Annotated in this window: 27 protein-coding genes and 1 tRNA gene; 12 read left to right on the forward strand and 16 right to left on the reverse strand. The window is 73.6% G+C overall.

Annotated features, from left to right (window positions below):
- Positions 1-83: 83 nt before the first annotated feature.
- Positions 84-287, reverse strand: a complete 204-nt coding sequence (locus RIU97_RS01170) for a cold-shock protein (RefSeq protein WP_030384970.1) — start codon at positions 285-287, stop codon at positions 84-86.
- 287 nt (positions 288-574) lie between these two features.
- On the opposite strand from RIU97_RS01170, the gene RIU97_RS01175 reads away from it, so the two are divergent.
- The 5 genes from RIU97_RS01175 to RIU97_RS01195 all read left to right on the forward strand — a co-directional run bounded on the left by RIU97_RS01175 (position 575) and on the right by RIU97_RS01195 (position 3,635).
- Positions 575-648, forward strand: a tRNA-Met gene (locus RIU97_RS01175).
- 363 nt (positions 649-1,011) lie between these two features.
- The gene (locus tag RIU97_RS01180; protein WP_319729357.1) at positions 1,012-1,509 is read left to right on the forward strand and encodes a SigE family RNA polymerase sigma factor; all 498 of its coding nucleotides are present in this window, start codon (positions 1,012-1,014) and stop codon (positions 1,507-1,509) included.
- The gene (locus RIU97_RS01185; RefSeq protein ID WP_404952832.1) at positions 1,502-1,915 is read left to right on the forward strand and encodes a hypothetical protein; all 414 of its coding nucleotides are present in this window, start codon (positions 1,502-1,504) and stop codon (positions 1,913-1,915) included. The genes RIU97_RS01180 and RIU97_RS01185 overlap by 8 nt, the downstream gene beginning before the upstream one ends.
- A 96-nt stretch (positions 1,916-2,011) precedes the next feature.
- Complete coding sequence (locus tag RIU97_RS01190) at positions 2,012-3,265, forward strand: mannosyltransferase family protein (protein WP_404952833.1); 1,254 nt, start codon at positions 2,012-2,014, stop codon at positions 3,263-3,265.
- Between the two features lie 79 nt (positions 3,266-3,344).
- Positions 3,345-3,635, forward strand: a complete 291-nt coding sequence (locus RIU97_RS01195) for an antitoxin MazE7 (protein ID WP_404952834.1) — start codon at positions 3,345-3,347, stop codon at positions 3,633-3,635.
- 2 nt (positions 3,636-3,637) lie between these two features.
- Here the strand turns inward: RIU97_RS01195 and RIU97_RS01200 are convergent, their stop codons facing one another.
- The 10 genes from RIU97_RS01200 to RIU97_RS01245 are packed head-to-tail and all read right to left on the reverse strand — an operon-like array spanning position 3,638 to position 14,782.
- A complete protein-coding gene (locus RIU97_RS01200) occupies positions 3,638-5,050 on the reverse strand; it encodes an ABC transporter ATP-binding protein (RefSeq protein WP_404952835.1) in 1,413 nt (470 codons plus the stop codon).
- Positions 5,047-5,874 carry an ABC transporter permease subunit gene (locus RIU97_RS01205; RefSeq protein ID WP_404952836.1) on the reverse strand — a complete coding sequence of 276 codons (828 nt, stop codon included), beginning with the start codon at positions 5,872-5,874 and terminating at the stop codon, positions 5,047-5,049. The genes RIU97_RS01200 and RIU97_RS01205 overlap by 4 nt, the downstream gene beginning before the upstream one ends.
- Complete coding sequence (locus RIU97_RS01210) at positions 5,871-6,818, reverse strand: ABC transporter permease (RefSeq protein WP_404952837.1); 948 nt, start codon at positions 6,816-6,818, stop codon at positions 5,871-5,873. Before RIU97_RS01210 ends, RIU97_RS01205 begins: the two co-directional genes overlap by 4 nt.
- Positions 6,815-8,383, reverse strand: coding sequence for an ABC transporter substrate-binding protein (locus RIU97_RS01215; protein ID WP_404952838.1), 1,569 nt, complete (start codon positions 8,381-8,383; stop codon positions 6,815-6,817). The genes RIU97_RS01210 and RIU97_RS01215 overlap by 4 nt, the downstream gene beginning before the upstream one ends.
- Positions 8,380-9,219 (reverse strand): class I SAM-dependent DNA methyltransferase, encoded by an 840-nt coding sequence (locus tag RIU97_RS01220; protein ID WP_404952839.1) that lies wholly within the window; start codon positions 9,217-9,219, stop codon positions 8,380-8,382. Before RIU97_RS01220 ends, RIU97_RS01215 begins: the two co-directional genes overlap by 4 nt.
- Positions 9,216-10,526, reverse strand: a complete 1,311-nt coding sequence (locus RIU97_RS01225) for an MFS transporter (protein ID WP_404952840.1) — start codon at positions 10,524-10,526, stop codon at positions 9,216-9,218. The genes RIU97_RS01220 and RIU97_RS01225 overlap by 4 nt, the downstream gene beginning before the upstream one ends.
- Complete coding sequence (locus RIU97_RS01230) at positions 10,523-11,578, reverse strand: enolase C-terminal domain-like protein (protein WP_404952841.1); 1,056 nt, start codon at positions 11,576-11,578, stop codon at positions 10,523-10,525. Before RIU97_RS01230 ends, RIU97_RS01225 begins: the two co-directional genes overlap by 4 nt.
- Positions 11,575-12,663: a PLP-dependent cysteine synthase family protein gene (locus tag RIU97_RS01235; RefSeq protein ID WP_404952842.1), complete on the reverse strand. Its 1,089-nt coding sequence runs from the start codon at positions 12,661-12,663 to the stop codon at positions 11,575-11,577. Before RIU97_RS01235 ends, RIU97_RS01230 begins: the two co-directional genes overlap by 4 nt.
- On the reverse strand, positions 12,660-13,505 hold the full coding sequence (locus RIU97_RS01240; RefSeq protein WP_404952843.1) for a Rossmann-like domain-containing protein: 846 nt from the start codon (positions 13,503-13,505) through the stop codon (positions 12,660-12,662). Before RIU97_RS01240 ends, RIU97_RS01235 begins: the two co-directional genes overlap by 4 nt.
- Positions 13,502-14,782 carry an ATP-grasp domain-containing protein gene (locus RIU97_RS01245; protein WP_404952844.1) on the reverse strand — a complete coding sequence of 427 codons (1,281 nt, stop codon included), beginning with the start codon at positions 14,780-14,782 and terminating at the stop codon, positions 13,502-13,504. The genes RIU97_RS01240 and RIU97_RS01245 overlap by 4 nt, the downstream gene beginning before the upstream one ends.
- A gap of 148 nt (positions 14,783-14,930) precedes the next feature.
- Here RIU97_RS01245 and RIU97_RS01250 point away from each other — a divergent pair, with 148 nt between their 5' ends.
- The 4 genes from RIU97_RS01250 to RIU97_RS01265 all read left to right on the forward strand — a co-directional run bounded on the left by RIU97_RS01250 (position 14,931) and on the right by RIU97_RS01265 (position 17,045).
- Positions 14,931-15,506 carry a GNAT family N-acetyltransferase gene (locus tag RIU97_RS01250; protein ID WP_404952845.1) on the forward strand — a complete coding sequence of 192 codons (576 nt, stop codon included), beginning with the start codon at positions 14,931-14,933 and terminating at the stop codon, positions 15,504-15,506.
- A gap of 88 nt (positions 15,507-15,594) precedes the next feature.
- Positions 15,595-15,879, forward strand: a complete 285-nt coding sequence (locus RIU97_RS01255) for a DUF6400 family protein (protein WP_404952846.1) — start codon at positions 15,595-15,597, stop codon at positions 15,877-15,879.
- Positions 15,866-16,126: a hypothetical protein gene (locus RIU97_RS01260; protein ID WP_404952847.1), complete on the forward strand. Its 261-nt coding sequence runs from the start codon at positions 15,866-15,868 to the stop codon at positions 16,124-16,126. The genes RIU97_RS01255 and RIU97_RS01260 overlap by 14 nt, the downstream gene beginning before the upstream one ends.
- Before the next feature lie 88 nt (positions 16,127-16,214).
- The gene (locus RIU97_RS01265; protein WP_404952848.1) at positions 16,215-17,045 is read left to right on the forward strand and encodes a class I SAM-dependent methyltransferase; all 831 of its coding nucleotides are present in this window, start codon (positions 16,215-16,217) and stop codon (positions 17,043-17,045) included.
- 80 nt (positions 17,046-17,125) lie between these two features.
- Here RIU97_RS01265 and RIU97_RS01270 read toward each other — a convergent pair whose 3' ends face one another.
- On the reverse strand, positions 17,126-18,085 hold the full coding sequence (locus tag RIU97_RS01270; RefSeq protein ID WP_404952849.1) for a LysR family transcriptional regulator: 960 nt from the start codon (positions 18,083-18,085) through the stop codon (positions 17,126-17,128).
- Positions 18,086-18,263: 178 nt separating this feature from the next.
- Between RIU97_RS01270 and RIU97_RS01275 the strand changes: the two genes are divergently transcribed.
- Complete coding sequence (locus RIU97_RS01275; RefSeq protein ID WP_404962721.1) at positions 18,264-21,737, forward strand: M28 family peptidase; 3,474 nt, start codon at positions 18,264-18,266, stop codon at positions 21,735-21,737.
- A 96-nt stretch (positions 21,738-21,833) separates the two neighbouring features.
- Here the strand turns inward: RIU97_RS01275 and RIU97_RS01280 are convergent, their stop codons facing one another.
- The 3 genes from RIU97_RS01280 to RIU97_RS01290 all read right to left on the reverse strand — a co-directional run bounded on the left by RIU97_RS01280 (position 21,834) and on the right by RIU97_RS01290 (position 24,070).
- The gene (locus RIU97_RS01280) at positions 21,834-22,373 is read right to left on the reverse strand and encodes a hypothetical protein (RefSeq protein WP_404952850.1); all 540 of its coding nucleotides are present in this window, start codon (positions 22,371-22,373) and stop codon (positions 21,834-21,836) included.
- 97 nt (positions 22,374-22,470) lie between these two features.
- Positions 22,471-23,580: a serine hydrolase domain-containing protein gene (locus RIU97_RS01285; RefSeq protein ID WP_404952851.1), complete on the reverse strand. Its 1,110-nt coding sequence runs from the start codon at positions 23,578-23,580 to the stop codon at positions 22,471-22,473.
- Positions 23,581-23,785: 205 nt separating this feature from the next.
- On the reverse strand, positions 23,786-24,070 hold the full coding sequence (locus RIU97_RS01290; protein WP_404952852.1) for a hypothetical protein: 285 nt from the start codon (positions 24,068-24,070) through the stop codon (positions 23,786-23,788).
- A gap of 99 nt (positions 24,071-24,169) precedes the next feature.
- Here RIU97_RS01290 and RIU97_RS01295 point away from each other — a divergent pair, with 99 nt between their 5' ends.
- On the forward strand, positions 24,170-24,565 hold the full coding sequence (locus RIU97_RS01295) for a two-component system response regulator (RefSeq protein WP_404952853.1): 396 nt from the start codon (positions 24,170-24,172) through the stop codon (positions 24,563-24,565).
- A 277-nt stretch (positions 24,566-24,842) separates the two neighbouring features.
- Entirely contained in the window at positions 24,843-25,493 is a 651-nt protein-coding gene (locus RIU97_RS01300; protein WP_404952854.1) for a DUF4360 domain-containing protein, read from the forward strand.
- A gap of 81 nt (positions 25,494-25,574) precedes the next feature.
- Here RIU97_RS01300 and RIU97_RS01305 read toward each other — a convergent pair whose 3' ends face one another.
- Positions 25,575-26,267 carry a LysR substrate-binding domain-containing protein gene (locus tag RIU97_RS01305; protein ID WP_404952855.1) on the reverse strand — a complete coding sequence of 231 codons (693 nt, stop codon included), beginning with the start codon at positions 26,265-26,267 and terminating at the stop codon, positions 25,575-25,577.
- Positions 26,268-26,273 lie beyond the last annotated feature (6 nt).

The raw sequence follows: 26,273 nt of genomic DNA on the forward strand, positions 1-26,273 counted from the left end.
GTGTCGCATGTCGGATGTTTCAGCACGTCAGTGTCACATGGTGACGACGTCAGCGATGAAACGGTTCTCCGGCAGTCTTGGGACTAGGCGGGGGTGATGTTCTCCGCCTGCGGGCCCTTCTGGCCCTGCGTGATGTCGAACGTCACGGCCTGGCCCTCCTGGAGCTCGCGGTAGCCCGAGGCGTTGATCGCCGAGTAGTGGGCGAAGACGTCCGGGCCGCCACCGTCCTGGGCGATGAAGCCGAAGCCCTTCTCAGAGTTGAACCACTTCACAGTTCCCGTAGCCATGTTCATGCCTTCCGTTGACGTACGTCTTCCACACGGCGTGGAAGACGGAGGTGATCGCCCTGGTCCTACGGCACAACACAGCAAAACTGCCCACACCGAAAGGCACGGGCAAGGCACTTGGAACCACGACAGCTACCCGTGAAGGTACACGCCTGCACGCACTGTCACCAGGGGGAATGATCTCGCCTTAACGGCGAGATCGCGCCGGTGCGCGGACCGTAAGGACCCGGCCGTCCCGAAATGTGTCGAGTGAGGCCCCTGGAATGCCGTAGGGTGAGGTCTACCGACGCGGGGTGGAGCAGCTCGGTAGCTCGCTGGGCTCATAACCCAGAGGTCGCAGGTTCAAATCCTGTCCCCGCTACTGCTCACAAGGGCCCGGATCCTCATGGATCCGGGCCCTTGTGTCATTTCGGGCGGCTGACCGCTCCTCAGGTGAGGCGGCGGCGCGTCCATCAGAGATCCCCTCCCCCGGTCCCGGCCGGGACCCGCTGCGGTACGGCCGACCGGCGGGGCCACCTCGTGCGGGCCTGGCTACCGTGGTCGGCGCGATCGGGGTCCAGGTCGCCCTCGCCCACGACGCGGCTCCGGGGCGGGCACCGTCCGGGAACCGAGCCGTCCGGGGTGTGACGGCACTCACATGACGACCTGCCGTCCGGTGTCAACCGGATGCGGTGCGGCGGGCGTATGCCCCGTGAGAGGTGCACATGGATTCAGGAGCGATCTTTTGACCGTCGAGGAATTCGAGGAGTTCTACGCGCAGGCGGCGGGACGGCTCACAGGACAGCTGTACGTGATGCTCGGTGACCATCACGAGGCTCAGGACGTGGTGCAGGAGGCCTTCGTCAGGGGCTGGGGTCGCCGGCGTCAGCTGGACCGGGAGGGCAGGCCGGAGGCGTGGATCCGCACGGTCGCCTGGCGGCTCGCGGTCAGCCGCTGGCGTGGGCGGCGGCGGACCGCCGACGCCTGGCAGCGCACGGCCCCCGCGACCCATGTGGAGGGGCCGGGGCCGGAGGCGGTCGCCCTCGTGGAGGCGCTGCGGCAGCTGCCCCCGAAGCAGCGCCGGACGATGGCGCTGCACTACGTGTGCGATCTGACCGTCGAGCAGATCGCCGCCGAGACCTCGCTGTCCGCGAGCACGGTCAAGACCCACCTGTCCCGGGGCCGGGCCGCGCTCTCCCTCCGTCTGCAGGACCCCCGCACCGAGGAGGCCCCCGATGCCTGACTCCCACGACCCGCTGCGGTCCCTGTTCCGGGAAGCCGCCTCCGCCGCGGAGACCCGCACCGCGCTCCCGCCCGTCAGCGTCATCGAGCACCGTGGGGAACGGGTACGGCGGCGCCGGATCGCCGGCCTCGCCGTCGCCTGCTGCCTCGTCCTCGCCGGATCCGGCGCGGCCCTGGCCTCGTTCCTGCCGGGCGGCCCGGGCCCCGTCCTCCCGGCGAGCACGCCCTCTCCCCTGGCCCCGCCCTCCGGGCCGACCCCCGCGCCGTCCTCCGAACCGACGACCCCGCCGTCCTCCACACCGACCTCCAGCCCGACCCCGCCCCGCCGTACGACGGCGCCGCCGGGCACTCCCACCGGGGCGGCGTACCCGGGTGCGTCCGCCACCTCCTCGCGGCTGCCCGGGTAACCCCCGCCCGCGCCACTCCCCGATCACCGCTCGCGGACCCGGCCTTGCACCCCGGCCGGTGGTTCCGCATGCCCTCACAGGGTCAGGAGATCCCGTATGCCCGTTTCCGCCCCGCACCGGCCGGCCGAGGTCGCCGGCCCGCGCACCGCCGGGCCGCGCGTCCCCGAGGACGAGGGCCGCACCGACCGCACCCACCGCGCCCGCCGTGCCCGCCGGACGTTGCCGCGGCTCGGTCCGGACGACCGCGAGGTGCTGTGGCTCTACCTGCTGACCCGCGTCGGCATCTGGACCACCGCGGGAGCCGTCGGCTGGCTGTTCCCCTCCGACGGGAACGCCCGCCGGCCCGCCTCGCCGCTCGCTCCCTGGCAGCAGTGGGACTGGACGCACTACATGCACATAGCCAGGGACGGCTACTTCCCCGGCCGGGCCGGACCCTGGACGGCCGGATGGGACAACCGCGAGGCCTTCTTCCCCGGCTTCCCCCTCACCCTGCGCGCCGTCCACGCGGTCGTCCCCGACTGGGCCGCGGCCGGAGCTCTGATCTCGTTCCTCGCGGGCGGCGTCGCCGTCCTGGCCCTCGCCCGCATCGCCCGCCTCCGGCTGCCCGACCAGGATGCGGGCCGGCGTACGGTCTTCTTCTTCCTGCTCTCGCCCTGCGCCGTGTTCCTCGCCGCCGGATACACCGAGGCGCTCTTCCTGGCCCTGGCCCTGCCCGCCTGGCTGGCGGCGCAGCGCCGGAACTGGCCGGCGGCCTCGGTCCTGGCCTGCCTGGCCTGTTCGGTGCGCGTCACCGGGCTGTTCCTCGTGGCCGCGCTCGTGCTCCACTTCGTCCTCGCCACCCGGGGCCGCGCCTGGCGCGCGGCGCCCTGGCTGTGCCTGCCCGCCCTCGCTCCCGCGCTGTACTCCTGGTACCTGCAGACGCGGACCGGGGACTGGATGGCCTGGAAGCACGCCCAGGAACGCGGCTGGTACCGGGACTTCCACACGCCGTGGGCGGCCTGGGCGAACACCTGGGAGGCCGCCTTCCACCACACCCAGCCCACCGGATACGCGCTGATGTGGCAGGCCGAACTCCTGGCCATGCTGGTCGGTGTCGTCCTGATCGTCGTGCTGGTACGGGGCCGCCGCTGGCCCGAGGCGCTCTACATCGCCCTCACCCTGTGGGCCCTGGGCACCTCCTACTGGTACACCTCGGTCCCCCGTTCCACGCTGCTGTGGTGGCCCCTGTGGACCGCCTTGGCCGCCTGGAGCCTGCGCCGCCCGCGGGTGCAGTCCGCCTACCTGTACGTCGTCGGCCCGCTGGGCATCACGGTCGCCCTCACCTTCCTCACGGGCCACTGGGCCGGCTGAGGACCCGGTCAACGCGCTGCCACCCGTGCCGTGCGGCGAACGGGCCCCCGCCCGGTCCGCGGGCGCGCATACTCGGTGCATGGCCGACACCACCACAGTCGAGGTCGACACCGATGTGCACGACCGGCTCGCCGTGCTCGCCGCGGACCGCGGACTGAGCCTGCGGGCGTACCTCGCCGAACTCACCGCCGCCCAGGAGAACGAGGCCGCCCTCGCACGCGCGGCGCGCGCCTTCGAGAAGGCCCTCGAACGGCCCGGTTTCCGCGAGGGGTTCGCCCGTGACTTCGGCGGCCTCGTGACGCACCGGCTCACCGAGACCCGGAACCGGCCGCCGCTGGGCCCGGCCGCCGGCCGCGAGGACCGGGCCTGACGTCACGGCCCCGGCGTGCCGGCGAGGCGTCCCGCCTCCAGGACGGCGGTACGGTCGGCCAGTGCGGCCGCGGCCGCCAGGTCGTGCGTGATGAACACCAGGGCGAGGTCCTCGTGTTCGCGCAGCCCGGCGAGCAGGGCGAGCACGGCCCCGCGGGTGGCGGGGTCGAGGCCGGAGGTGATCTCGTCGCAGACGAGCACCCGCGGCCGCGCCAGCAGGGCCCGGGCCAGCGCGGCGCGCTGGAGTTCCCCGCCGGAGAGCTCCCCCGGCCGGCGGCCGGCCGCGCCCGCGCCCAGGCCGAGCGCCTCCATCGCCCGGACGGCCTCCGCGCGTGCGCCCGGCACGCCGGCGCCGCGCAGTCGTACGGCCGTGCGGGCCACCTGGTCGAGGACCGGCCGGTGTTCGTCGAAGGCCGCCTTCGCGTCCTGGAACACGTACTGCACGGCGGCCAGTTGGGGGCGGCTGCGCGCGCGCAGGCTCTTCGGCAGCGGTTCGCCGTCGAGCAGGATCCGGCCCCGGTGGGCGGCGTGCAGCCCGGCCAGGCACCGCCCCAGGGTGGTCTTGCCGCTTCCGGAGGGGCCGACCAGGGCCAGGCACTCGCCCGACCCGACCGTGAGGGCGACGTCGTGCAGCACGTCGGCCGTGCCGCGCGCGGCGCGGTGCCCGGCGGTCAGGGCCCGCGCCTCCAGGACGACCGGCCCGGCGGGGCGCGGGGCGCGCGGGGCGGCGGGCACCTCGTGCACCGGGTCGCCGAGCACGGCGCGGACCGGTCCGCGTTCCACGACCCGGCCCGCGCGCATCACGACGACCTCGTCGGCCAGCCGGCGCACCACGTCCATGTCGTGGCTGAGCAGGACGACGGCGATGCCCCGTCCGGCGAGGGCGGCCAGCTCCGCCACGACCGCCCGCTTGGTGAGCGCGTCCTGTCCGGTGGTCGGTTCGTCGGCGACGATCACGCGGGCCCCCAGGAGCAGCGCCTGGGCCAGCACCACGCGCTGCTGCTGGCCGCCGGAGAGCTGGTGGGGGAAGCGGCGCAGCGTCTGCGCGGGGTCCGGGAGCCGGGCCAGCTCCAGGGCTTCGAGCACCCGTCGGCGGACCTCCCGGCGGCCGCCTCCCCGGCGGGCGGCGACCTCGCCCAGCAGGGCGCCGACGCGCCGGGCGGGGTTGAGTACGGCGGCGGGGTGCTGGGGTACGTAGCCCACCGCACCGGCCCGTTCCGTCAGCACGGCGCCCTCGACGCGGGCGCCCGACGGGTACTCGCCGAGGAGCGCGAGGCCCGTGGTGGTCTTGCCGCTGCCGGAGGGGCCGATGACGGCGGTGACCCGGCCGGCGCGGGCGGTGAGGCTCACCCCGTCGACTACGGCCCGGCCGCCGATCTCGACCCTCAGGTCCCGCACCTCTGCCACGGTGGTCATGCCCGTGCTCCCTTCCGGCGGCGTCCCCGCGGGGAGGGGGCTCCCGCGTCCAGCGCCGCGTCGCACAGCAGGTTGGCGCCCATCGACAGCGCCGCGATGAGCAGGGCGGGCACCACCACGGCCCAGGGCTGCAGGACCAGCCCGGTCCGGTTGCGGTCGACCATCACCGCCCAGTCGGCGGCGTCCGGAGCGGTGCCGACGCCGAGGAACGCGGCCGTGGCCACCAGGTACAGGGCCCCGGTCAGCCGGATCCCGGCGTCCGCGGCGAGGGTGCGCCGCAGGGAGCGGGCCACGTAGCCGAGGGCCGTGCGCCACCAGGATTCGCCCTGCATGCGCAGCGCTTCGACGGCCGGCCGGGCGCAGACCTCGACCGCCGCCGCGTGGACGACCCGGGCCGCATCGGGTACGGCCGCCAGTGCGACCAGAGCCGTCAGTCCGGCGGGGCCCGGCGTGAGGGTGGCCGCGACGAGCAGCACCAGGAGCAGCGAGGGTACGGCGACCAGCACGTCCAGCGGTCTCATCAGGGCCTCCTCCAGCCAGGTCCGGCGGGTGAGGGCGGCGGCGAGCCCGAGCGGCAGGGCGAGGAGGTAGGCGAGCAGGGTCGCGCCGAGCGCCACGAGGACCACGGACCGGCCGCCGAGCAGGATCTGGCGCCAGACGTCGCGGCCGCTGAAGTCGGTGCCGAGCCAGTGGCCCTGGCCCGTGGCGAAGGAGACGGACCTCGGTCCGGCGGGGCCGGCGGCCAGGGGTCCGAGCAGTGCGAGCAGCAGCGGTACGGCGACGAGCGCGATGCCGAGGGCGTAGCGCGCCGGGGTGCGGGTCACGCGGCCACCTCCGAACGGGGGGCGAAACGGCGTGCGACGAGGTCGGCGCCGAGGTTGGCGAGGACGGTGACGACGCCGAAGACGACTGCCATGCCCTGGACGATGGGCACGTCGCGGGCGGCGACGGCCTCGATGAGGACGGTCCCGAGCCCGGGGACGACGAACAGCGCCTCCACGACGATCACTCCGCTCAGCAGCCAGTCGCAGGTGCGCGCGAGCTGCTGGGCGGCGGGTGCCAGGGCGTTGGGCAGGGCGTGCGCCCAGCGGATGCGGGAGCCGGACAGTCCGCAGCGGCGTGCCTGGGCCACGTACGGCGAGGCCATCGCCTCGATCATCCCGGCACGCACCAGCCGGCTGAGGGTGCACACGGGCCGGGCCGTCAGCACGAGGACGGGCAGGACCAGGACTTCGGGCCGTACGAAGGGGTCTGCTGCGACGGCGGTGGCCGGGAGCCAGCCCAGGTGCAGGGCGAACAGCGCGGCCAGCAGCACGCCGAGGGCGAATTCCGGTACGGCGTGCACGGCCAGGGTCAGGGCGCTGACGGTCCGGTCCACGACGCCTCCCTCGCGGCGGGCGGCGAGGACTCCGAGGCCCACGGAGAGCGGGACCAGCACGGTGAGGGTGGCGGCGGCGAGCAGCAGGGTGGGGCCGAGGCCTTCCGCGAGACGGTCACTGACGGGCCGTCCGGTGACCAGGGAGGTGCCGAGGTCGCCGTGGAGCATGCCGGTGACCCACTCCAGGAGCCGTTCGGCGGCGGGCCGGTCCAGCCGCATGGCCTCGCGGATGCGGGCGATGCGTTCGGGGTCGGGCTGGTCGCCGGCGAGGGCGACGGCCGCGTCGCCGGGCAGCGCCTCGGTGAGGGCGAAGACGAGCAGGACGACGGCCGCCGTCTGCCCCAGGCCGAGGAGCAGACGGCGGCCGGCCCAGGGGAGGCGGCCCGTCACGCGAGCCAGAGCTTGTCGAAGCGGGCCCAGTCGAGGGTGTTGGCGGGGGCGGCCTCGGACACGCCGCGGACCTTGGGCGCGGTGGCGACGATCCAGTCGGCGAAGCCCCAGATCAGGAAGCCTCCTTCGTCGTGGAGCCGGCGCTGCATCCGCTCGTGGAGGGCGGTGCGCTCCTTCTCGTCCGGGGTGGACTGGGCCTGCTGGTACAGGTCGTCGAAGTCCTTGTGCCGCCACTTGGTGGCGTTGGTGGTGGAGGCGGTGAGCAGCCGCTGGGAGACGTGGGATTCGATGGGCATGGCGCCGGACCGGTAGGAGGCGAAGGTTCCGGAGTCGAGGATGTCCTTCCAGTAGGTCTCCTTGTTGCCGACCTTGACCTCGACGGTGACTCCGGCCTTGGCCGCCTGCTCCTTGAAGATGCCGGCGGCCTCGATGAAGCCGGTGGCGGCGGGCGCGGTGTCGAGGGTGACCTCGAGTCCTTCGGCTCCGGCCTCCTTGAGCAGGGCCCGGGCCCGTTCGAGGTCCTGGACGCGCTGGGGCAGACCGGACGCGTAGTACTGGCAGCCCTTGCCGAAGAGGTCGTTGCCGATCTCCCCGGCGCCGGAGAGTGCGCCGTCGACGAGTTCCCGGCGGTCGGCGATGAGGAAGAAGGCCTGGCGGACCCGCTTGTCGTCGAAGGGCGGCCGGTCGGTCTTCATGACGAAGCCCTGCATGGCGCTGCCGGGCAGCCGTACGACGTCGATGCGGCCCTTGCCCTCGTGGGCGCGGGCGGTGGCCGGGTTCAGTTCGTGGGCGTACTCGACCTGGCCGCCCAGGAGGGCGTTGACCCGGGCGGACTCCTCGCCCGCGATGACGAATTCGAGTTCTTCGAGGTGGGGGGCGCCCTCCCAGTAGGCGGGGTTGCGCTTGACGAGGAGGCTCGCGCCGGGCTTGAAGGAGACGAAGGTGAAGGGGCCGGAGCCGACGGGCCGGTCGAAGGCGGTGGTGTCCTCGGGGACGATGTAGGCGCCGAAGGCCGCGAGGGTGTTGGGGAATTCGGCGTACGGCCGCTTGAGCCTGAACTCGACGGTGGCGGCGTCCACGGCCCGGCTCGCGGCGAGGTCGACCGGCTCCAGCGAGGCCTTGGCACGGAAGGTGCCCCTGGGGTCGGCGATGCGGCGGTAGCTGTAGAGCACGTCCTCGGCCGTGACGGGCCGGCCGTCGTGGAAGGCGGCCCGGCGCAGGGTGATCCGCCAGGTGTCGAGGGTCTCGTTGGGCTCCCAGCCTGCGGCGAGGCGCGGCACGGGGGCGAGGTCGGCGCCGAAGTCGGCGAGCTTGTCGAAGAGGGCCTTGGCGCGGGCCGCGTCGGCGAACAGGCTGGCCGCGTGGGGGTCGAGGGTCTCGCCCGGGCCGCCGCCCGCGAAGGCGGCGCGCAGTCGCCCGCCGGGCCTGGGGGTGGCGTCCGCGGTGTTCTCCGGGCCGGTGGCGGTGCCGGAGCCGGTCCCGCAGCCGGCGGCGAGGGCGAGGGTGGCCGCGCCGCCGGCGATGAGGAGGCTTCTCCGGGCGGGGCCGGTGGGGCGGTCGTTCATGACGTGCTTTCTCCGTTGGTGTGGTGAGGGGGCTGAAGGTGGAGGTGGTGGGGGCGTTGCAGGCGGGCCACGAGGTGCAGGCGGTCGGAACTCGCCGTGGGGAGCGGGGCGTCCCCTTCGCTCCAGGGCGGTTCGGTGCGGGGGCCGGGCCGGTCGTAGAGGTCCAGGGGCTCGAAGCCGGCGGTGGTCAGGAAGTGGCGGAGCTCCTGGGGGAAGAGCAGGCGCCAGGCGGAGTGCTGGACGGCCGGGGGTGAGCCGTCGTCGGCGGTCCAGACCCGGCGGCGGCGCAGGAGCTGGGCGGCGTGGTCGATGTGGAGGGTGGTGTGCGAGGTGTACGTGGTCCCGTGCCGGGTGAAGCCGGCGGTGCGCGGGCCGCCGAGCAGTTCGGTGTTGCCGAGGAAGAAGGCGCCGTTGCGCATCTCGGCGACGAGCAGCCCGCCGGGGGTGAGGTGGGTGCGGCAGCGGGCGAGGAAGGCGGTGAGGTCCTCGTTCGTGTGGCAGTAGAGGAGGGAGCTGTCCAGGCAGACGACGGCGTCGAAGCGGGCTCCGAGGTCGAAGTCGCGCATGTCGGCCCGGTGGTAGGCGGGGCCGGGGTGGCGGGTGCGGGCGTGCGCCAGCATGGCCTCGGAGGTGTCGATGCCGGTGACCTGGCGGCCGGCCTCGTGGTGCAGCCAGGCGGCGTCGCGGCCGGTGCCGCAGCCGACGTCGAGGACGCGGGGGCCGGCGCCGTGGCGCGCGAGGACGTCCTCGGCCCAGCGGGCGGCCAGGTGGGCCGGGTCGGGGAAGCGCTCTTCGTACAGTTCGGGATGGTCCGTGAGGAGGTTGCCGGCGCTCATCGGTTCTCGCTTCTCGGGCGGGTGCCGTCGCGGTGGCACGCGGGGCCGGGGTCCGGGCCGGGCCCGGATGCGGGTGCGGGTGCGGATGCGGATGCGGCGGGCAGGGCCCGTCTTCGGTCCAGCCGTGCGACGGCCGCCGCGGAGGCCAGCCCGAGTACGAGGCAGCAGGCGAAGGGCAGCCAGGCGGCGCCGGTCTGCCCGGCGGTGTCCATCGCCCAGCCGACCGCCGCGCTGCCGAGGGCGGCAGCGGTGCCGGACACCGCGTAGAAGAGCCCGTAGTAGGTGCCGGTGAGGCCCTCCCGGCCGAAGGCCGGTATCAGCTCCATCACGAACGGCTGGGCGATCATCACACCGACGTGCAGGAGCAGGGCGCCGGCCAGGACGGCGAGCAGGGCCGCCGGGTGCGGGGCCGGGGCGCCGGCGACGAGCAGTGGCGGGACGAAGCCCAGCCCCATGACGGCCAGGCCGGTGGCGATCCAGCGGCCGCGGCTGCCCGCGGACTCCAGCCTTCGGGTGATGCGCAGTTGGAGGAGGAGGTTGGCCAGGGTGCCGGCGAGGAACAGCAGGCCGATCGACCCGTCCCGGCCGGAGGCACGCGCGGCCGCGTGGGGCAGCAACAGGTAGAGCTGGTTCTGCAGCCCGTACATGCCGGTCATGGCGGCGGAGAAGGCGAGGAACCCGCGGCTGCGCGCCGCCTCCCGCCAGTCGCCGAGCAGTCCGGTGTCCGGGGCGGGGATCCGCCGGGCGGGCAGCACCAGGAGCTGCGCGAGGGTGAGCACGGCGAAGACCGCGGCCGCGGTGACGGCGGCCGCCCGGAAGTCCACGAGGAGCAGCAGGGTGCCCAGCAGCGGGCCGAGCAGCGCCCCGGCGGTGGCGAACACGTTGAACAGCGCGAAGGCCTCGGCCTTGCGCTCGCCCGCCTCCTGGGCGACGTAGGTCCGTACGGCGGGGTTGAACAGGGCCCCCGCGAGCCCGCTGAGTATCGCGGCGGTGAGCAGCAGCGGCAGCGTGTCGCCGAGGGCGAACAGGGCGAACCCCACCGTCCGCAGCGCGCAGCCGGCGGTGATCACCCCGCGCGCGCCGAGCCGGTCGGCGGCCGAGCCGCCGATCAGGAACAGGCCCTGCTGGCTGAGGTTGCGCAGGCCCAGGACCACGCCGACCACGGCCGCGGAGAGTCCGAGGTCTTCGGAGAGGTGGGTGGCGAGGTAGGGGACGAGCAGGTAGAAGCCGGTGTTGACGCCGAGCTGGTTGACCAGGAGCAGGCGCACGGCGAGCGGGAAGCCGCGGACGGCGGCGAGGGTCTTCACCGGCCCGTCCCCCCGTCGGCGGGTCTGACCCCGAGGCCGGCCCGGTCCGCGGCGCGTACGGTGCCGTCGCTTCCGCCGATTCCGGTCCAGGGGTCGTCGGCGAGCAGCAGGTGCCCGTCGAGGTCCACCCAGCGGGCCCGGTCGGCGAGGTGCACGGCGGGGGCGATGCCCAGGGAGCTGGCGGTGAGGCAGCCGAGCATCAGCTCGGTGCCGGTGCCGCGCAGGGCCTCGTGGATGCGCAGGGCGGCCCGGACCCCGCCGCACTTGGCGAGTTTGACGTTGACCCCGTGGACCCGTCCGGCCAGAGCGACGGCGTCCTCGTAGGAGACGGCGTCCTCGTCGGCGATGACGGGGACCGGCGATTCCCGGGCCACGCGGGCGAGCGCGTCGGGGCGGCCGGGCGCGATCGGCTGTTCCACGGCGGTGACGCCGAGTTCGGCGAAGCGCGGGAGCAGGTCGAGGGTTTGGCGTTCGGTCCACGCCCCGTTGGGGTCGAGCAGCAGGCTCGCGCCGGGGGCTCCGGTGCGTACGGCGGCCACGCGCGCGAGGTCCTCGGCCGGGTCGGGTGAGCCGGCCTTCACCTTGAGGGCGGTGAAGCCGCTCATGGCGAGCCGGGCGGCCTGCGCGGCGGCCGGCACGGGCCCGGTGATGCCGATCGTACGGGTGGTCGCGGCGGCGGGGGCCACGGGCGTGCCCAGCAGGCGGTGGGCGGGCTCGCCGGCCCGCTTGCCCACCAGGTCCAGTACGGCGGCCTCGATCGCGGCCAGCACCCCCGGTGGCAGGCCGTGCCAGGCCGGGTGTCCGGCGCCGGTCTCCGCCCAGGCGGTCTCCGGGTCGGGGAAGCGTTCGGTGGCGGCGCGCACCGATTCCAGGTGGCGGTGGATCCGGTCGGTGGGGAGCCCGAGGTAGTCGCTGCTGACGGCCTCGCCCCAGCCGCGCAGTCCGCCGTGCTCGACCGATGTCCACACGGCGTCGCGGCGGGTCATCACGGAGCGGGAGATGCGCAGGGGTTCCGCGAGGCGGAGGTCGGCGGTGTGCCGGGTGAGCTTCACGCGGCGCCCCCTCGGGCGGGGGCGAGCACGGTGGCGCAGCGGGCCCAGCCGGCGGCCTCGGCCGCGTGGGGGTGCGGGATCTGCAGGGGGCGGACGGCGAGGGCGCAGGTGTCCAGGCCGTGGGTGTGGCAGAAGTCGTCGTCGTAGACGGTGCCGAGGTAGCGGTGCGGTCCGTCCGGGAAGACGGTCGCGACGACCGCGCCCGGCTGCGTACGGGCCGCCCAGGCTGCGACGAGGGCGACCGCCCCGGTGCTCCAGCCGCCGCTGACGAAGGCGGAGCGGGCGAGCCGGCGGCAGGCGTCGACCGCCTCGGCGGCCCCCACCCAGTGCACCTCGTCGAAGGCCTCGTAGGCGACGTTGGCCGGGTGGATGCTGCTGCCGAGCCCGCGCATGAGGCGGGACCGGGCGGGCTGGCCGAAGATGGCCGAGCCGACGGAGTCGACGCCGATGACCTTCAGCCGGGGCCAGCGGCGGCGCAGCGGGCCGGCCAGGCCGGCGCTGTGACCGCCGGTGCCGACGCTGCACACCAGGACGTCGAGGTGGTCGAGCTGGGTGGTCAGCTCGGCGGCGAGGGTGAGGTAACCGGCGGCGCTGTCGGGGTTGTTGTACTGGTCGGGCCAGTAGGCCCCCGGCGTCCGCCGCAGCACCTCGTGCAGCCGGGCGATCCGGGCGGCCTGCCAGCCGCCTTCCGCCGCCGGGCGGTCGACGAGTTCGAGCTCGGCTCCGTAGGTGCGCAGCAACTGGCGCATGGACGGTTCGAGTTCGGTGTCGCCGACGAGGACGACGGGGTGGCCGAGGGCCTGGCCGGCGAAGGCGAGTCCGACGCCCAGGGTGCCGGAGGTGGATTCCACGACGGGGGCACCCGGCAGCAGTTCGCCGCGTTCGCGGGCGCCGGTGAGCATCGAGACGGCGGCGCGGGCCTTCATCCCGCCGGCGCCGAGGCATTCGAGCTTCGCCCAGAAGCCGGGGTGGCGGTGCGGCAGGTCGGTGCGGATCCGGGCGAGCGGGGTGCCGCCGAGCAGGGGCAGGAGGTCGGGGTTGGCGGTGTGGGCCGCCGGACGGGGCAGGATCGGGGCGAGGGTCACCGGGCGCCCCCGTAGCGGTGGACGACGCCGGGGCCGCCGTCGAGCCAGAAGAAGGGGTAGGGCTCGGCCGAGACGGCGCTCACCCCGGCTCCAAGGAAGTGGGGCAGGACGGCGCTGCCGGTCTGGGCGAACATGACGAGGGGTTTGCCGGTCGCGGCGGCGTGGTCGAGCAGCGGTTGGAAGGTGCCGTTGCCGAGGGTCATGCCGGAGGCGAGGACGGCGTCGCAGCGCTCCAGTTCGGCGAGGGCGTCGGTCAGGACGGGCTCGCCCCATTCGGTGGTGCCGCCCTTGAGGTCGCAGGGCGCGTACGCGGTCCCGCGCTCGCGCAGTTGCTCGAGCAGGGAGTTGACGACGCCGACGACGAGGACCCGCTCCGGTCCGGTCGCGGGGAGCAGGTCGGCGACCGCGCGGGCGCGGGCGCGGGAGCGGTGCAGTGAGCTGCCGGCCGGGATGGGGTAGGGGCGGGCGCCGTTGTCGGGCGTGTGCGGGCGTACGTGCATCAGGTAGGCGTCGAGGGCGGCGATCCGTACGGGCTCCAGCGGGTGCTCGAGCAGTTCGGCGACGGTGGCTCCGGCGCAGTCTTCGAGTGCGGCCGGGGGCAGGGCGCCGGGTTCCACGGCGCAGGAGCCCACGGCGGCGGCCAGCCGGATGCTGAGCACCTCGTTGCGGTAGCCGCCGGAGCGGCCTTCGTGGCGTACGGCCTGGGCGGTGGTGAAGGCGAGCGCGACGCGCTGCCCGGCGGGGTCGGGCCCGTAGGCTCCCGCACGGACGCGCGCGAGGAGCTCGTCGACGGTCCGCACGGCCGGTGCGGGGAGGTCGGGGAGGGAAACGGGGGCGGTCATGCGGTCACCGCCGCGGGCAGCTCGGGACAGGTGTAGGAGGGGCGCAGTCCGGCCAGCAGGTGCTCGGCGGCCGCCCGGGCTCCGCCGCCTTCGGTGTCGGCGGTCATGACGTGGCCGAGGTACTCGTTGTTGCTGGTGGCGGGCAGTACGGCGCGGCCCGGTCCGGCCAGGGTGAGCTCCAGGACCTCGGGTCGGAGGCGTACCTCGTCGGCGCCGTCGATGCCGGTGAGGGTGCCGGCGCCGTCGGGCAGCAGGAAGGCGATGGCGGCGCTGTGCACCCCCGTGGGACGGACGGCGAGGTCGGGCGCGCGGCCGAGCGCGAGGTCCACGCAGGCCGCCGCCAGGTCGACGCCGGTGACGTGGCGGACCAGTTCGGTGATGCGGTTGCCGGCCGGGCGGGGGTTGACCTCGATCAGGCGCGGACCGGCGGGGGTCAGTTTGAGCTCGGTGTGGCAGACGACGTGGTCCAGGCCGAGTGCCCCGACGGCCCGTACGGCGCTCTCGGCAGCCTCCTTCGCCAGGTCCGGGGCCAGTCCGGCCGGGAACATGTGGCCGGTCTCGATGAAGGCGGGCGCGCCGCCGATGCTCTTGTCGGTGATGCCGACGACGTGCGTGGCACCGCCGTGGGAGACGGTCTCGACGCTGATCTCCGGGCCGGTGAGCAGTTCTTCGAGGAGGAGGACGGGGGCGCGCCGCTGGCCGCGGGCGTTGACGGGGAATTCGGCCAGCGCCCGGCAGGCCCGCTCCAGTTCCCCCTCGTCGTCCACCCGGCGGACCAGCATTCCGGCGCACAGGTCGACGGGCTTGACGACCAGCGGATAGCCGATGTCGCGGGCGGCGGCGAGTGCCGCGGCGGTGTCCGCGCAGACGGCGAAGCGCGGGCCGTCCACCCCGGCCCCGGCCAGGACCTGGCGGGTGCGGTCCTTGCGGCAGGCGTTCCCGACCGCTTCGGGGGTGGGGCCGGGCAGGCCGAGACGCTCGGCGGTCCGTGCGACGGCGGGCAGGTAGTAGTCGCAGGAGGAGACCACTCCGTCGAAGGCGAGCACGTCGTGCAGCCGCTCGACGAGCGGGAGCAGCGTGTCCGTGTCGTTGGTGTCCGCCGTGACGATGTTGCGCGCGCCGAGCAGCGGGTGCGGCCCGTCGGCCGGCGCGGCGCGCAGGTAGTGGTGCAGGTCCCGGGTCAGGAAGCTGAAGGTGTGTCCGCCTTCACCGATCGCCCTGGGCAGGAGCCTGCTCATCGATCCGACCCAGCTTTCGACAACCAGCAGATGTCCCACAGGAGTTCCTCTCAGACCGGCATGACAGCACTTGGGCGCGCGGGCGGCACGGTGCGCCCGGCAGGAGGCGCCCGAACCGAACCCGGCAGACGTTATCCGAAATCGTTTTCATTTCCAATACGCCGATTTTCGGGTACGGTACGGAGGCATGGAAGAACTGAGACAGCATCAGGAAGTGCGCGTGGGGGCGTACGAGGTACGTCACGCCGGGCCGCAGGACGTCCGGGGGGCGCGCAGCGTCATGCTCGACACCTTCTACCGGGAGTTCACGTACGGGTACGTGCCCGAGTGGCACTCCGACGTCGTCGACATCCGCGGCACCTACCTCGACCACCCGCGCCACACCCTCGTCGTGGCCGTGCGGGAGGGGGAGGTGGTGGGCACGTGCGCCGTGCACTCCCGCGGGCCGGCCCACCCGCCGCATCCGCGCTGGCTCGCCGAGCGCTACCCCTCGGGCAGCACCGCCCAGCTCCTGCGGGTCTACGTACGCCCCGCCCACCGCAGGCACGGGCTGGCGCGGGCCATGGTCCGGGAGGCGTGCGCGTTCGCGGCCGGCGTGCCGGGCTACGAGCGCGTCTACCTGCACACGAACGTAGACATCCCGGGCGCGGAGCGGTTCTGGCGCAGCATGGCCACCGAGGTCTGGGACGCCCGCACGACGGGCGAGCACGGCGGATTCGGGACGGTCCACTTCGAGATCCCGGCGCCCGGGGCGCTGCCGTGACTCCCGGCTCCGACGTGACTCCGGGCCGTGCTGTGACTCCGCCCACCCTCCCTTGACCGATCAAGGAAGGGTTACCTAAGTTCGAATCATGAGCCCGCAGCCCCCCACTCCCCCCACCGGCCCGGACGACGCGGCCGCCGAGCCCGCGCTGGTCGGCTTCACCGTCGACCTCACCTCCCAGGAGGTCCTCCGGCGGGCCCAGGTGATGGAAGCCCTCGGCCCCGACTGGGACCCGATCGAGGTGCTGCGCGGCGAGGAGGCGGCGTACGACCTGCTCTACTCGGGGCTCGACGAGGCACAGCAGCGCATGTACGACGACCTGGTCGCGGCAGGCGTGCTCCCCCGGCGAGGACACGGCCGTGCTGCCGCTTGACCCGCAGGCCGACATCGGCCGCCGGGCCTGGGTGGCCTGCCCGAACTGCGAGGACACCCGTGGGTGCGAGCCGTGCGGGGAGCGCGGCGCGTGCTCCGCGCACTGGCGCTACCTGCTCTCGAACACGGGCAGCCTGCTCCACCTGCAGTGCCCGGGCTGCACCCATGTCTGGGTGCACGAGAGCGGCTTCGGCGCCACCCGCTCCTCGCTGTGGAGCCGCCTCACCGACGGCCCGTCGCGCCCCTGACCCGCCCTGCCGCAGCCGACGGGCCGGGCCCGCGGAAGGTGCCTATCCTCGAAGAAGGTGCTGCTCCGAGCCCTGGAGGAAGGCTGTCATGACCGAGGCGAGCGAAGCGGTCCAGGCCGACCGCACCCTGAAGGCCCGGCACCGCGCGATGTGGGCGCTGGGCGACTACCCGTCCGTGGTCTCCCACGTCATCCCGGAGCTCGGGGCCCGGCTCGTGCAGGAGTGCGGCGTCCGGCAGGGCGACCGGGTGCTCGACGTCGCGGCGGGCTCCGGCAACGCGGCCATACCGGCCGCCTTGGCCGGGGCCGATGTGGTGGCCTCCGACCTCACCCCCGAGCTGCTGGAGATCGGGCGGCACCTGGCCGCCGTACGCGGCGCCCGGCTGGAGTGGCGGGAGGCGGACGCCGAGGCCCTGCCGTTCGCCGACGGGGAGTTCGACATCGTGATGTCCTGCGTCGGCGTCATGTTCGCCCCGCACCACCGGGCCGCCGCCGAGGAGATGCTGCGCGTGTGCCGCTCCGGCGGCACGATCGGGATGGCCAACTGGACTCCGCAGGGCTTCGTGGGCCGGCTGTTCGCCACGATGAAGCCCTTCGCTCCCCCGCCGCCGCCCGGCGCCCAGCCGCCGCCCCTGTGGGGGGACGAGGAACACGTCCACGAGCTGCTGGGCGACGCGGTGACCGACGTCGACGCCCGCCGCGAGACGGTCCGCGTGGACCGCTTCGGGGAGCCCGCGGGCTTCCGGGAGTTCTTCAAGGCCTGCTACGGGCCGACGATCGCCGTCTACCGCGCCGTCGCCGACGATCCGGACCGGGTCGCCGCCCTGGACGCCGCGCTCGACGCCCTCGCCGCCGAGCACACCGTGGACGGGGTCATGGAGTGGGAGTACCTCCTGCTGACCGCCCACCGCCGCGGCTGATCCGCCCGCCCCGCGACCGGCCGCGCAACCGTGCCGCGTAGCCGTGCCCCGCAGCCGTGCCCGTAGTGGTGCCCCTCCGGTCAGTCGACGGCCGGATGCACTTCGGGGTGCGCGTCCCACCACTCCTTGTGGAAGGCGTTGTTGTCCACATTGGCCAGGTAGGCGCGGGCCGCGGCCCGGTAGAGGAGTTCCGCCTGCCCGGCCGACAGCGCCGAGCGGTTCCAGGCCACGCGGATGCGGCCCGTGATGGGGGTGCCGACGAGCGGGCGCATCACCGTACCCTCCCCCGGCGGGGCCGTCGGCTGGCAGAGCGAGACCGCGCGGCCCGCCGCGATCAGGTCGTGCTGCATCTTTCGATCGGTGATCCGGTAGCGCAGTGACGGGCTGAATCCGGCCTTCGCGCAGGCGGCGACGAGGGCCTCCGGACCGCCGTCGTCGTCCTCGACCAGGGTCAGCCACGGCTCGTCGGCGAGGTCGGCCAGGTCGATGCGGTCGAGGCCCGCGAGGGGGTGCTTCGCCGACAGCCGGATGCAGAAGGGCTCCTTCGGGATCAGCGTCCTGGCCAGGGTCCCCTCCGGTAACGGGACCTCGTGGTCGTTGACCTCGCCGTACACGATGGCGTCGTAGCGCCCCGCGCCGAGCATCCGGGCCAGCGCGGTCACCGAGTCCTCCAGGTCCACGGCGATCTCCCGGCCGGACATGGACAGGTCGGTCTGGGCGAGGAGGCCGTCGAGCAGCACGAGCAGGATGCAGCCCAGGCGCAGCGGACCGCCGGCGGACAGGGCGCGCGCGTCCGCTCCCAGTGCGTCCATCTCGCTGAGCACGCGGCGCGCCCTGGCCAGGACGAACTGCCCCAGCGCGGTGGGTTCCACCCCGCCCCGGCCGCGCACGAACAGCTCGCCGCCGGTGACCTGCTCGATGCGCCGCAGCTGCGCCGAGAGTGCGGGCTGGGAAACACCGAGCCGCCGCGCCGCGCCCCCCAGGCTGCCCGCCTCCGCTATCCGGCAGACGGCTTGCAGATGCCTCAACTCCAGCTGCATCCGGGCAGCGTACGCAGCCGCCCGTTCCGGCACCATAACGCGGGCCTTATGCCCGCCGGGATGTCCCATTCTCGTCATGTCCACGCTCATACTCGGCCGCGAACGAACACTCATCCCCGACCCCCCACGATCGGAGTGGACGTTGCAGCCCAGAAGATGGACGGCGGCCGTGGCGGCGATGGCGCTGACCGCAGGTCTCGCCGGCACCCTGGCCGGGACGGCATCGGCGGCGCAGCAGGCGCAGCCCGCACCGTCCCAGAAGGACACACCGGCCGCGCGTGCGGTCGCGGCGGCCGACCAGGCCGTCGACAGTGGTCTCGACTCCCTGGTCAACTCCTCGCAGGAACAGTACGAAAGGCGCCTCGTCACCCCCTGGGTGAAGGACCTCTACTCCGTCTCGTACGAGCGCAGCTACCGCGGCCTGCCGGTCGTCGGCGGCGACGCGGTCGTGCTCGCCGACGGCACCGGCAAGGTGCGCGCCCTCCAGTCGGCCTCCTCCGTACGGATCGACGTGGCGACCCGCGCGTCGGTCTCCGCGAAGGACGCCGAGACCACCGCACGGGCGAGGCTGGCCTCGGTCGACAAGGTCGAGAGCAGCCGGCTCGTCGTCCGGCTCAAGGACGACAAGCCGGTGCTGGCCTGGGAGACCGTGCTCAGCGGCCGTACCAGGACCGCTCCCAGCAGACTGCACGTCTTCACGGACGCGCGGACCGGCGCCTTCGTCGACAGCTACGACGACGTGGTGGCCGGCTCCGGCAACAGCAAGTGGAACGGGCCGGGCCCGATCTCCCTCGACACCACCAGCTCGGGTTCCACGTACACGCTGCGCGACCCGAACCGGACCGGCCTCAGCTGCGCCGACTACGGCAATGGCACGGTCTTCACCAAGTCCTCCGACTCCTGGGGCACCGGCAACCCCACGAGCAAGGAGACCGGCTGCGTCGACCTGATGTTCGCGGCGCAGAAGCAGTGGGACATGCTCTCCCAGTGGCTCGGCCGCAACGGCATCAGCGGCAACGGCCGCAGCTTCCCCGGCAAGGTCGGCCTGAACGACCTCAACGCCTACTGGGACGGCAGCTCGGTCACCATCGGCCACAACAGCGCCAACGAGTGGATCGCCGGCGTGGACGTGGTGGCCCACGAGTACGGCCACGCGATCGACTCCAACACCCCCGGCGGCACCAGCGGCCAGGAGTCCGGTCTCGGCGAGGCCACCGGCGACATCTTCGGCGCGCTGACCGAGGCGTACATCAACCAGCCGGCCCCGTACGACACCCCGGACTACACCGTCGGCGAGGTCATCAACCTGCAGGGCCGCGGCCCGATCCGCAACATGTACAACCCGCCGGCCGTCAACAACGACCCGGCCTGCTACAGCTCCGCGATACCCGGCACCGAGGTGCACAAGGCCGCCGGCCCGCTGAACCACTGGTTCTACCTGCTGGCCGAGGGCAGCAACCCGGGCGGCGGCAAGCCGAGCAGCCCCACCTGCAACCAGTCCACGGTCACCGGGGTGGGCGTCCAGAACGCCGGCAAGATCTTCTACGGCGGCATGCTGCTCAAGACCAGCAGCATGTCCTACAAGAAGTACCGCACGGCGACGCTGAGCTCCGCCAAGTCGCTCGACGCCACCTGCGACCTCTTCAACAAGACCAAGGGCGCCTGGGACGCGATCAGCGTGCCCGCCCAGCCCGCCGACCCGACCTGCACCCCGAGCGGCCAGAACAACGACTTCTCGATGGCGCTGAACCCCTCGTCGGGCACCGTCCAGCAGGGCGGTACGGTCACCACGACCGTCGGCACCACCGTCACCACCGGCACCGCCCAGTCGGTGACGCTGACCGCGAGCGGCCTGCCGGCCGGGGTGAGCGCCTCCTTCAACCCGGCCACCGTGCAGTCCGGCCAGTCCTCCGTACTGACCCTGACCGCCACCGCCAACGCGGCGCCCGGCGCGTCCACCGTCGTCGTCAGGGGACAGGGCGCCGCCCTCTCCCACACCGTCGACTACACGCTCAACGTCGGCGGCACCCAACCCGGCAACGACCCGCCGGACATCAGCGTCGCCAACGTGCAGGCGCACCTGGCCCAGTTCGGCACCATCGCCTCCCAGAACGGCGGCCACCGCCGTGCGGGCAGCGCCGGCTACACCCAGTCGCTGGCCTACGTGAAGGGCAAGCTGCAGGCCGCCGGCTACACCGTCACCGAGCAGAACTGCTCCTCCTGCACCTACCCGTCGAACAACCTGATCGCCGACTGGCCGGGCGGCCCGGCCGACCAGACCGTCATGTTCGGCGCCCACCTCGACGGCGTCTCGGCCGGCCCCGGCATCAACGACAACGGCTCGGGCTCCGCGGCCCTCCTGGAGAACGCGCTCGTCCTCGCCCAGAAGAACCCCACCATGACCAAGCACGTGCGCTTCGCCTGGTGGACGGACGAGGAGCAGGGCCTGAACGGGTCCGAGTTCTACGTCAACCAGCTGAGCAGCGCCCAGCGCGCGGCCATCAAGGGCTACTACAACTTCGACATGGTCGGCTCCACCAACGGCGGCTACTTCATCAACAACGTCAACTCCGCCACCGCGGCCCCGCTCAAGGCGTACTGGACCTCGCTGAACCTGGCACCCGAGGAGAACACCGAGGGCCAGGGCCGCAGCGACGACTACTCCTTCCAGCAGGGCGGCATCCCCACGTCCGGCTACGCGGCCGGGGCCAGCGCCCGCAAGACCTCGGCGCAGGCTGCGAAGTGGGGCGGCACGGCGAACGCCGCCTACGACCCCTGCTACCACAGCTCCTGCGACACCACGAACAACATCAACGCCACCGTGCTGGACCGCAGCGCCGACGGCGTCGCCTACGCCGTGTGGAAGCAGGCCGTCGGCGGTGAGACCCCCGCGCAGGACTTCTCCATCGGTGTCAGCCCGTCCGCGGGCAGCGCGGCCCCCGGCGGTTCCACCACCGCCACCGTGAACACCACCACCGTGAGCGGCGCCGCCCAGACCATCGTCCTCTCCGTCACCGGCGCGCCGGCCGGCGTGAGCGCCACGCTGAGCCCCGCGTCCGTACAGTCCGGCAGCTCCTCCACCCTGTCCGTCCAGGTCGGCGCGAGCACCGTGCCCGGCACCTACACCCTGACGGTCACCGGCTCCGGCACCGTCAGCCACACCACCACCTACACCCTGACCGTCACCGGCGGCGGCAGTTGCACGCCGCGCCAGCTCGTGGTCAACGGCGGCTTCGAGAACGGCGCCAGTCCGTGGAGCGCGACCGCGGGCGTCATCACCAACCAGTCCGGGCAGGCCCCGCACGGCGGCACCTACAAGGCGTGGCTGAACGGGTACGGGTCCACCCACACCGACAGCGCCTCGCAGTCGCTGGCCATCCCGTCGGGCTGCGCCTCGTACCGGCTGTCGTTCTTCCTCCACATCGACACGGACGAGGACGAGAACGTCGTCTACGACCGGTTCACCGTCTCCGCGGGCAGCCAGACGCTGGCGTCCTTCTCCAACCTCGACGCGAACTCCGGTTACGCCGAGAAGTCCTACGACCTCTCCGCGTTCGCCGGCCAGACCGTCACCCTGAAGTTCAACGGCGTGGAGGACCAGTCCCTCCAGACCTCCTTCGTCGTGGACGATGTCGCCCTCCAGGTGAGCTGACGCCCGCCCGGCCCTCCGATGTCCGGCCCGGCCCCCGTACGACGGGGGCCGGGCCGGACGCCTTCCGTACCGTTCCCGTGTGGACGTATCGGTCGATCAGGGGCCCGTGCGCGGCTTCGACCACGGCCTCTCGGCCGAACGGGACGCGGCGTACGCGCTGGTGGGCGCGGCACTGATCCGGTCGCGGCCCCGTACCGCGCCGACCGCGGCCACGCTCCAACCCGCCACCCAGACGGCGCCGACCGTCAGCGCCGCGAGGGCCGTGCCCATGTCGGGGGGCGTGTCGCCGAGGCTCGGGGCCACACCCGCCGCCCGCGCGCCGAAGCCGACGACCCCGGCCCCGACCATCGCGATGCCCACCCAGGAGACGGCGACCGCGGCCCACCGGACGTACCGGGCGGCGAGCGGGCGGACCAGCAGCAGGGCGACGAGGGCCATCAGCAGACCGAGGCCGGCGTTGCCCAGCTGGGCAACCGTGACATCGGCGACCTGGGCGTAGGCCTCCTGCGGTGCGGGGAAGCCCGGCATGCCCAGCTCGCCGTCCCGGGCGAGGTCGATCTTGCTCACGGTGTAGGCGAGCGCACCGGCGCAAGCGATGAGCGCGCCGGTCCGCTGGGTCCTCGGTGATCGGGTCATGACCCCATCCTGTTGCGCGGGCCCGCGCCGCCGCCTCCTCCCCGCGTACGGTGCCGCTCCCCCGCGCGGGGGAGGAGGACCGCAGGCGGGGTCCTCGTCACACGGATCCGCCCCGGGCGAACTCGGCTTCGAGCACCTCGGTGAAGAGGCCGATCGGGTCGCTCCAGTCGCCGTTGAGGCTCTGGGAGACGAGGTGCCCGCCGTCACGGGTGCCGAAGGTGTAGCAGAACGATCCGGTGAAGGCGCCGCCCATGCCCCAGACCCGCTCGCCGCAGGACAGCTCCACCGAGGCCACGGCGAGGCCGTAGGAGGTGTGGGGGATCCACTTGCCCTCGGGGGTGGGGAACACGGTGAACATCTCCTCCTGCTGGGCGGGCGGCAGCAGCCGGCCGCCGAGCAGCGCGCCGAAGAACCGGTTCAGGTCGCCGACGGTGGAGACCATTCCGCCGGCCGTCCAGGCGAAGCTCGCGTTGAGCTCGGTCACGTCGTGGATCTCGGCATCGGGCGCGGGCAGGTGGTTCTTGCTGTAGAGGCGGGTGTGCGGTCCGCTCAGCTCGTGCTGGTCATCGCCCGGCAGGTAGGTTCCGGTCAGTCCGAGCGGGCGGACGATGCGCTGCTCGAGCTCGTCGGCGCAGCTCCGGCCGGTCACCTTCTCGATGACGAGGCCGCTCAGGATGTAGCCGGTGTTGCTGTAGGTCCAGCCCTCGCCCGGCGCGAAGTCGGGGGCGTGGGACATGGCGACCTCCACCAGCTCCTCCGGGCGGAACCGGTCGTAGCGGTGCTCCAGGAAGGCGGGGCCGTAGTGCCTGGACGTCAGCGATTCGTCCTGGGCGTAGTTGAAGAGGCCGCTGGTCATCCCGAGTAACTGGCGGAGCGTGACCCCGCCGCCGTCGTTGCCGTTCCCCCTGACCAGGCCCGGCAGCCACTGCTCGACGGTGTCGTCCAGGCCGAGCCTGCGCTCGGCCGCCAGCTGGAGGAGGAGGGTGGCCGTGAACGTCTTGGTGGCGCTGCCGATGCGGAACTGCTCCTGCGGCAGCCGCGCGCGCCCGGTCGCCGTGTCCGCCACCCCCGCCGCCCCGAACCAGCGGCCCGCGCCGTCCTGGACCTCGGCGACCATGCCGGGAAGGCCGCTCTCGCTCACGGCCCGGTCCAGGACCTCCTGCACTGCCGAACGCGAACTCGTCTCCTGGGGAACGGACTTGGTCATCTCGGTCTCCTCGATGCGGCTCCGGCGTTCTTCCCTGAGTGAAAAACGCTACGCCGCGGGGCCCTTCGGCGCTGGCCCGCTCCCGGCCAACATCGAGAAGACCGGGACAACCGGATTGCCGCTCTTCCCTTCTACGGCGTCAGCAGGTATCCGGGAAGGTTGCCCGGCAGCCGTTCCGTGCGCGGCCGGGGCCGGCGGCCCGTCGTCACTTGGAGGTGCCGCTCCCGCCCCGCTCGGGGGCGATCATGGCGGTCAGGCCGAGGTCCAGCTCCGCGCCGTCGACGAGCAGCGCCTCGATCGAGCGCGTACGCGGGTCGATGTCGGCCTCCATGCCCTCACCCCGGTAGTGGGGGTACCCGGAGGAGCCGGTCTCGCCGGTCGCCTCGACCGTGGCCACGCGCAGGGCCCTGTCGGCGGCGGAGGCCCCGCGCAGGTTCTCGATGTGCTCGGGCACCAGCAGGATCTGGAAGCTCTGCGGCTCATTGGTCATGGCTCGAAGCTACCTGATCAGGTGCCCCGGAGCGGGCGCTCACACGCCCCACCTCGTACGCTCTCCAGGACCCCCGGACGCGAACGAAGAGGCAACACCATGAGCGGCGATTCCCCGAGCAAGATCCTCCTTGTGGCGAAGGAGCGCACCCTCCGGAGCCTGCTGGAGCGGCTCCTCGTCGGCCGGGGGTTCGCCGTGGTCGACGGCGGGAGCGGGGTGGACACCGTTGCCCTGCTGGGCAGCGCCGGCCCGATCGCCCTGGTGATCTGCGAGCGCACCGGTCCGGGTCTGGACGAGGTGGCCATGTTCGAGGAGATCCGCCGGCACCCCGACCACGGGCGCGTGCCGATCCTCGCGCTGCCGCCCGCGGACCCGGAGTGCACGGTCCGCGCGCTGGAGGCCGGGGTGAGCGAGTGCCTCGCGAAGCCGTTCCACCCCACCGAGTTCCTGGCCCGCGTCGAACGCCTCGCCAGTCCGGACACCGCGGGCGCGTGACCTGATCCGGTCGGTCCGGACGGGGCGGCGCGATTGGCCGGACATCGCGCTGTTCCACCCCGCCAAGGGTTCCTACGATTCGGGCACCCGGTCTTCACGGACCGGATGCCCGTCGCGCATGCCCCATCCCCGTCCCCATGCATGTGCGCGTTCCGTTCCGTCCTGCACCGGTCCGTGACGACCCGGCCCCGCTCTGGCCGGACGCATCCCCCCACCCTGCGGCACTTCAGGCGCGCCCCCGCGCGCCGCCCGTACCGAAGCAGTGGATTGGAGAGACATGTCCGGTGGATTCCTCGTGAGCGGCGCGATCGGCGCCCTGCTCACCGCCACCCTGCCCGCGCAGCCCGCCCCCTCGACCATCGTGGACCCGCCGCCCGACCGGATCGTGATCGAGGTCGCGACCGTCAACGGATCCGGGTGTCCGAAGGACACCGCGGAGGTGGCGGTGTCCCAGGACAACACCGCGTTCACCGTGACCTACAGCCAGTACCTCGCTCAGGTCGGCGGTGGCGCACCGCCCACCGCGGCGCGCAAGAACTGCCAGCTCAGCCTGATCGTGCACGTGCCCCACGGCTTCACCTACGCGGTCGCCAGTGCCGACTACCGCGGCTACGCCTCCCTGGCGCCGGGCGCGAAGAGCACCGAGAAGGCCTCGTACTACTTCCAGGGCTCCCCGGACACGGCCGCCCGCACGCACAACTTCAACGGCCCGCTCGAGGACAACTGGCAGGCCACCGACGTGACCGACTGGGCCCAGCTGGTGTGGGCGCCGTGCGGCGTGCAGCGCAACTTCAACATCAACACCGAGCTGCGGGTCAGCAGAGGCACCTCGGCCCCCTCGTCCACCAGCTACATGACCATGGACTCCACGGACGGCAGCATCAACACCGTCTACCACCTGGCCTGGAGGGAGTGCACCCGCAACTGACCCCGCCCGCTCCCCCTCCCGTCCGCCTCCCCGCTCCGCGCTCCCGGGCGCGGCGGGGAGGCGGACCGCCTTCCCCGCGGGCTAGGCGGTGGCCGCCCCGGCGGGGTGGTAGCCGCGGGTGCGGACCAGGTGGGCGATGAGCTCGGTGAAGGCGCGGGAGGCGGCGCTCTCGTAGGCGTTCTCGCGGCGCAGCAGGGCGACCGTGCGGGACGGGAGGGCGGGGTCCAGCGGGACGGGGCGCAGGTACGGGTGGTCGTCGGTGACCGCGGCGGGCAGGACGGTCGCCAGTGAGGTGCGCCGGACGATTTCGGTGAGGGCCTGGACGGAGTTCGCCTCGACCGCGACGGGCGGCCGGACTCCGTGGGCGGCGAGGTAGGCGTCGACGTGCCCGCGGGTGGCGAAGTCCCCGCTGAGCAGGGCCAGCCGGCGTGCCGCCAGGTCGCGTACGGCAAGGGGCTCAGGATCCGCGTCGGCGGCGGCGACCAGGGCGAGGGTCTCCGTGAACAGCGGGGTCGCCGCGATGCCCGGCAGGTGCGGGCCCTCGAAGGCGAGGCCGAGGTCGTGGTCGTCGGCGAGCAGGCCGGCCTCGATGAGGTCCTGGGGCATCTCCCGGAGCTCCAGGGTGATGCCGGGGTGGGCGGCGTGGAGTGCGGCGACGAGCGGGCCCACGAGGTACGCGGTGAAGGTGGGGCTCAGGGCGAGGCGCAGGTGGCCGCGCGAGAGGTCGGCGAGGTCCGTGACGGCCCGCTCGGCGGCCGCGAGGTCCACCGGCATCGTCGT

Source organism: Streptomyces sp. 147326 (assembly GCF_045000215.1).
Classification (GTDB): Bacteria; Actinomycetota; Actinomycetes; order Streptomycetales; family Streptomycetaceae; genus Streptomyces.

Bases quoted from the DNA above. Each gene is read 5' to 3' on its own strand.
- RIU97_RS01170 (WP_030384970.1), bottom strand. From the start codon at position 287: ATGGCTACGGGAACTGTGAAGTGGTTCAACTCTGAGAAGGGCTTCGGC.
- RIU97_RS01185 (WP_404952832.1), top strand. From the start codon at position 1,502: ATGCCTGACTCCCACGACCCGCTGCGGTCCCTGTTCCGGGAAGCCGCC.
- RIU97_RS01190 (WP_404952833.1), top strand. From the start codon at position 2,012: ATGCCCGTTTCCGCCCCGCACCGGCCGGCCGAGGTCGCCGGCCCGCGC.
- RIU97_RS01195 (WP_404952834.1), top strand. From the start codon at position 3,345: ATGGCCGACACCACCACAGTCGAGGTCGACACCGATGTGCACGACCGG.
- RIU97_RS01200 (WP_404952835.1), bottom strand. From the start codon at position 5,050: ATGACCACCGTGGCAGAGGTGCGGGACCTGAGGGTCGAGATCGGCGGC.
- RIU97_RS01215 (WP_404952838.1), bottom strand. From the start codon at position 8,383: ATGAACGACCGCCCCACCGGCCCCGCCCGGAGAAGCCTCCTCATCGCC.
- RIU97_RS01220 (WP_404952839.1), bottom strand. From the start codon at position 9,219: ATGAGCGCCGGCAACCTCCTCACGGACCATCCCGAACTGTACGAAGAG.
- RIU97_RS01240 (WP_404952843.1), bottom strand. From the start codon at position 13,505: ATGACCGCCCCCGTTTCCCTCCCCGACCTCCCCGCACCGGCCGTGCGG.
- RIU97_RS01250 (WP_404952845.1), top strand. From the start codon at position 14,931: ATGGAAGAACTGAGACAGCATCAGGAAGTGCGCGTGGGGGCGTACGAG.
- RIU97_RS01255 (WP_404952846.1), top strand. From the start codon at position 15,595: ATGAGCCCGCAGCCCCCCACTCCCCCCACCGGCCCGGACGACGCGGCC.
- RIU97_RS01265 (WP_404952848.1), top strand. From the start codon at position 16,215: ATGACCGAGGCGAGCGAAGCGGTCCAGGCCGACCGCACCCTGAAGGCC.
- RIU97_RS01270 (WP_404952849.1), bottom strand. From the start codon at position 18,085: ATGCAGCTGGAGTTGAGGCATCTGCAAGCCGTCTGCCGGATAGCGGAG.
- RIU97_RS01275 (WP_404962721.1), top strand. From the start codon at position 18,264: ATGGCGCTGACCGCAGGTCTCGCCGGCACCCTGGCCGGGACGGCATCG.
- RIU97_RS01280 (WP_404952850.1), bottom strand. From the start codon at position 22,373: ATGACCCGATCACCGAGGACCCAGCGGACCGGCGCGCTCATCGCTTGC.
- RIU97_RS01285 (WP_404952851.1), bottom strand. From the start codon at position 23,580: ATGACCAAGTCCGTTCCCCAGGAGACGAGTTCGCGTTCGGCAGTGCAG.
- RIU97_RS01290 (WP_404952852.1), bottom strand. From the start codon at position 24,070: ATGACCAATGAGCCGCAGAGCTTCCAGATCCTGCTGGTGCCCGAGCAC.
- RIU97_RS01295 (WP_404952853.1), top strand. From the start codon at position 24,170: ATGAGCGGCGATTCCCCGAGCAAGATCCTCCTTGTGGCGAAGGAGCGC.
- RIU97_RS01300 (WP_404952854.1), top strand. From the start codon at position 24,843: ATGTCCGGTGGATTCCTCGTGAGCGGCGCGATCGGCGCCCTGCTCACC.
- RIU97_RS01305 (WP_404952855.1), bottom strand. From the start codon at position 26,267: ATGCCGGTGGACCTCGCGGCCGCCGAGCGGGCCGTCACGGACCTCGCC.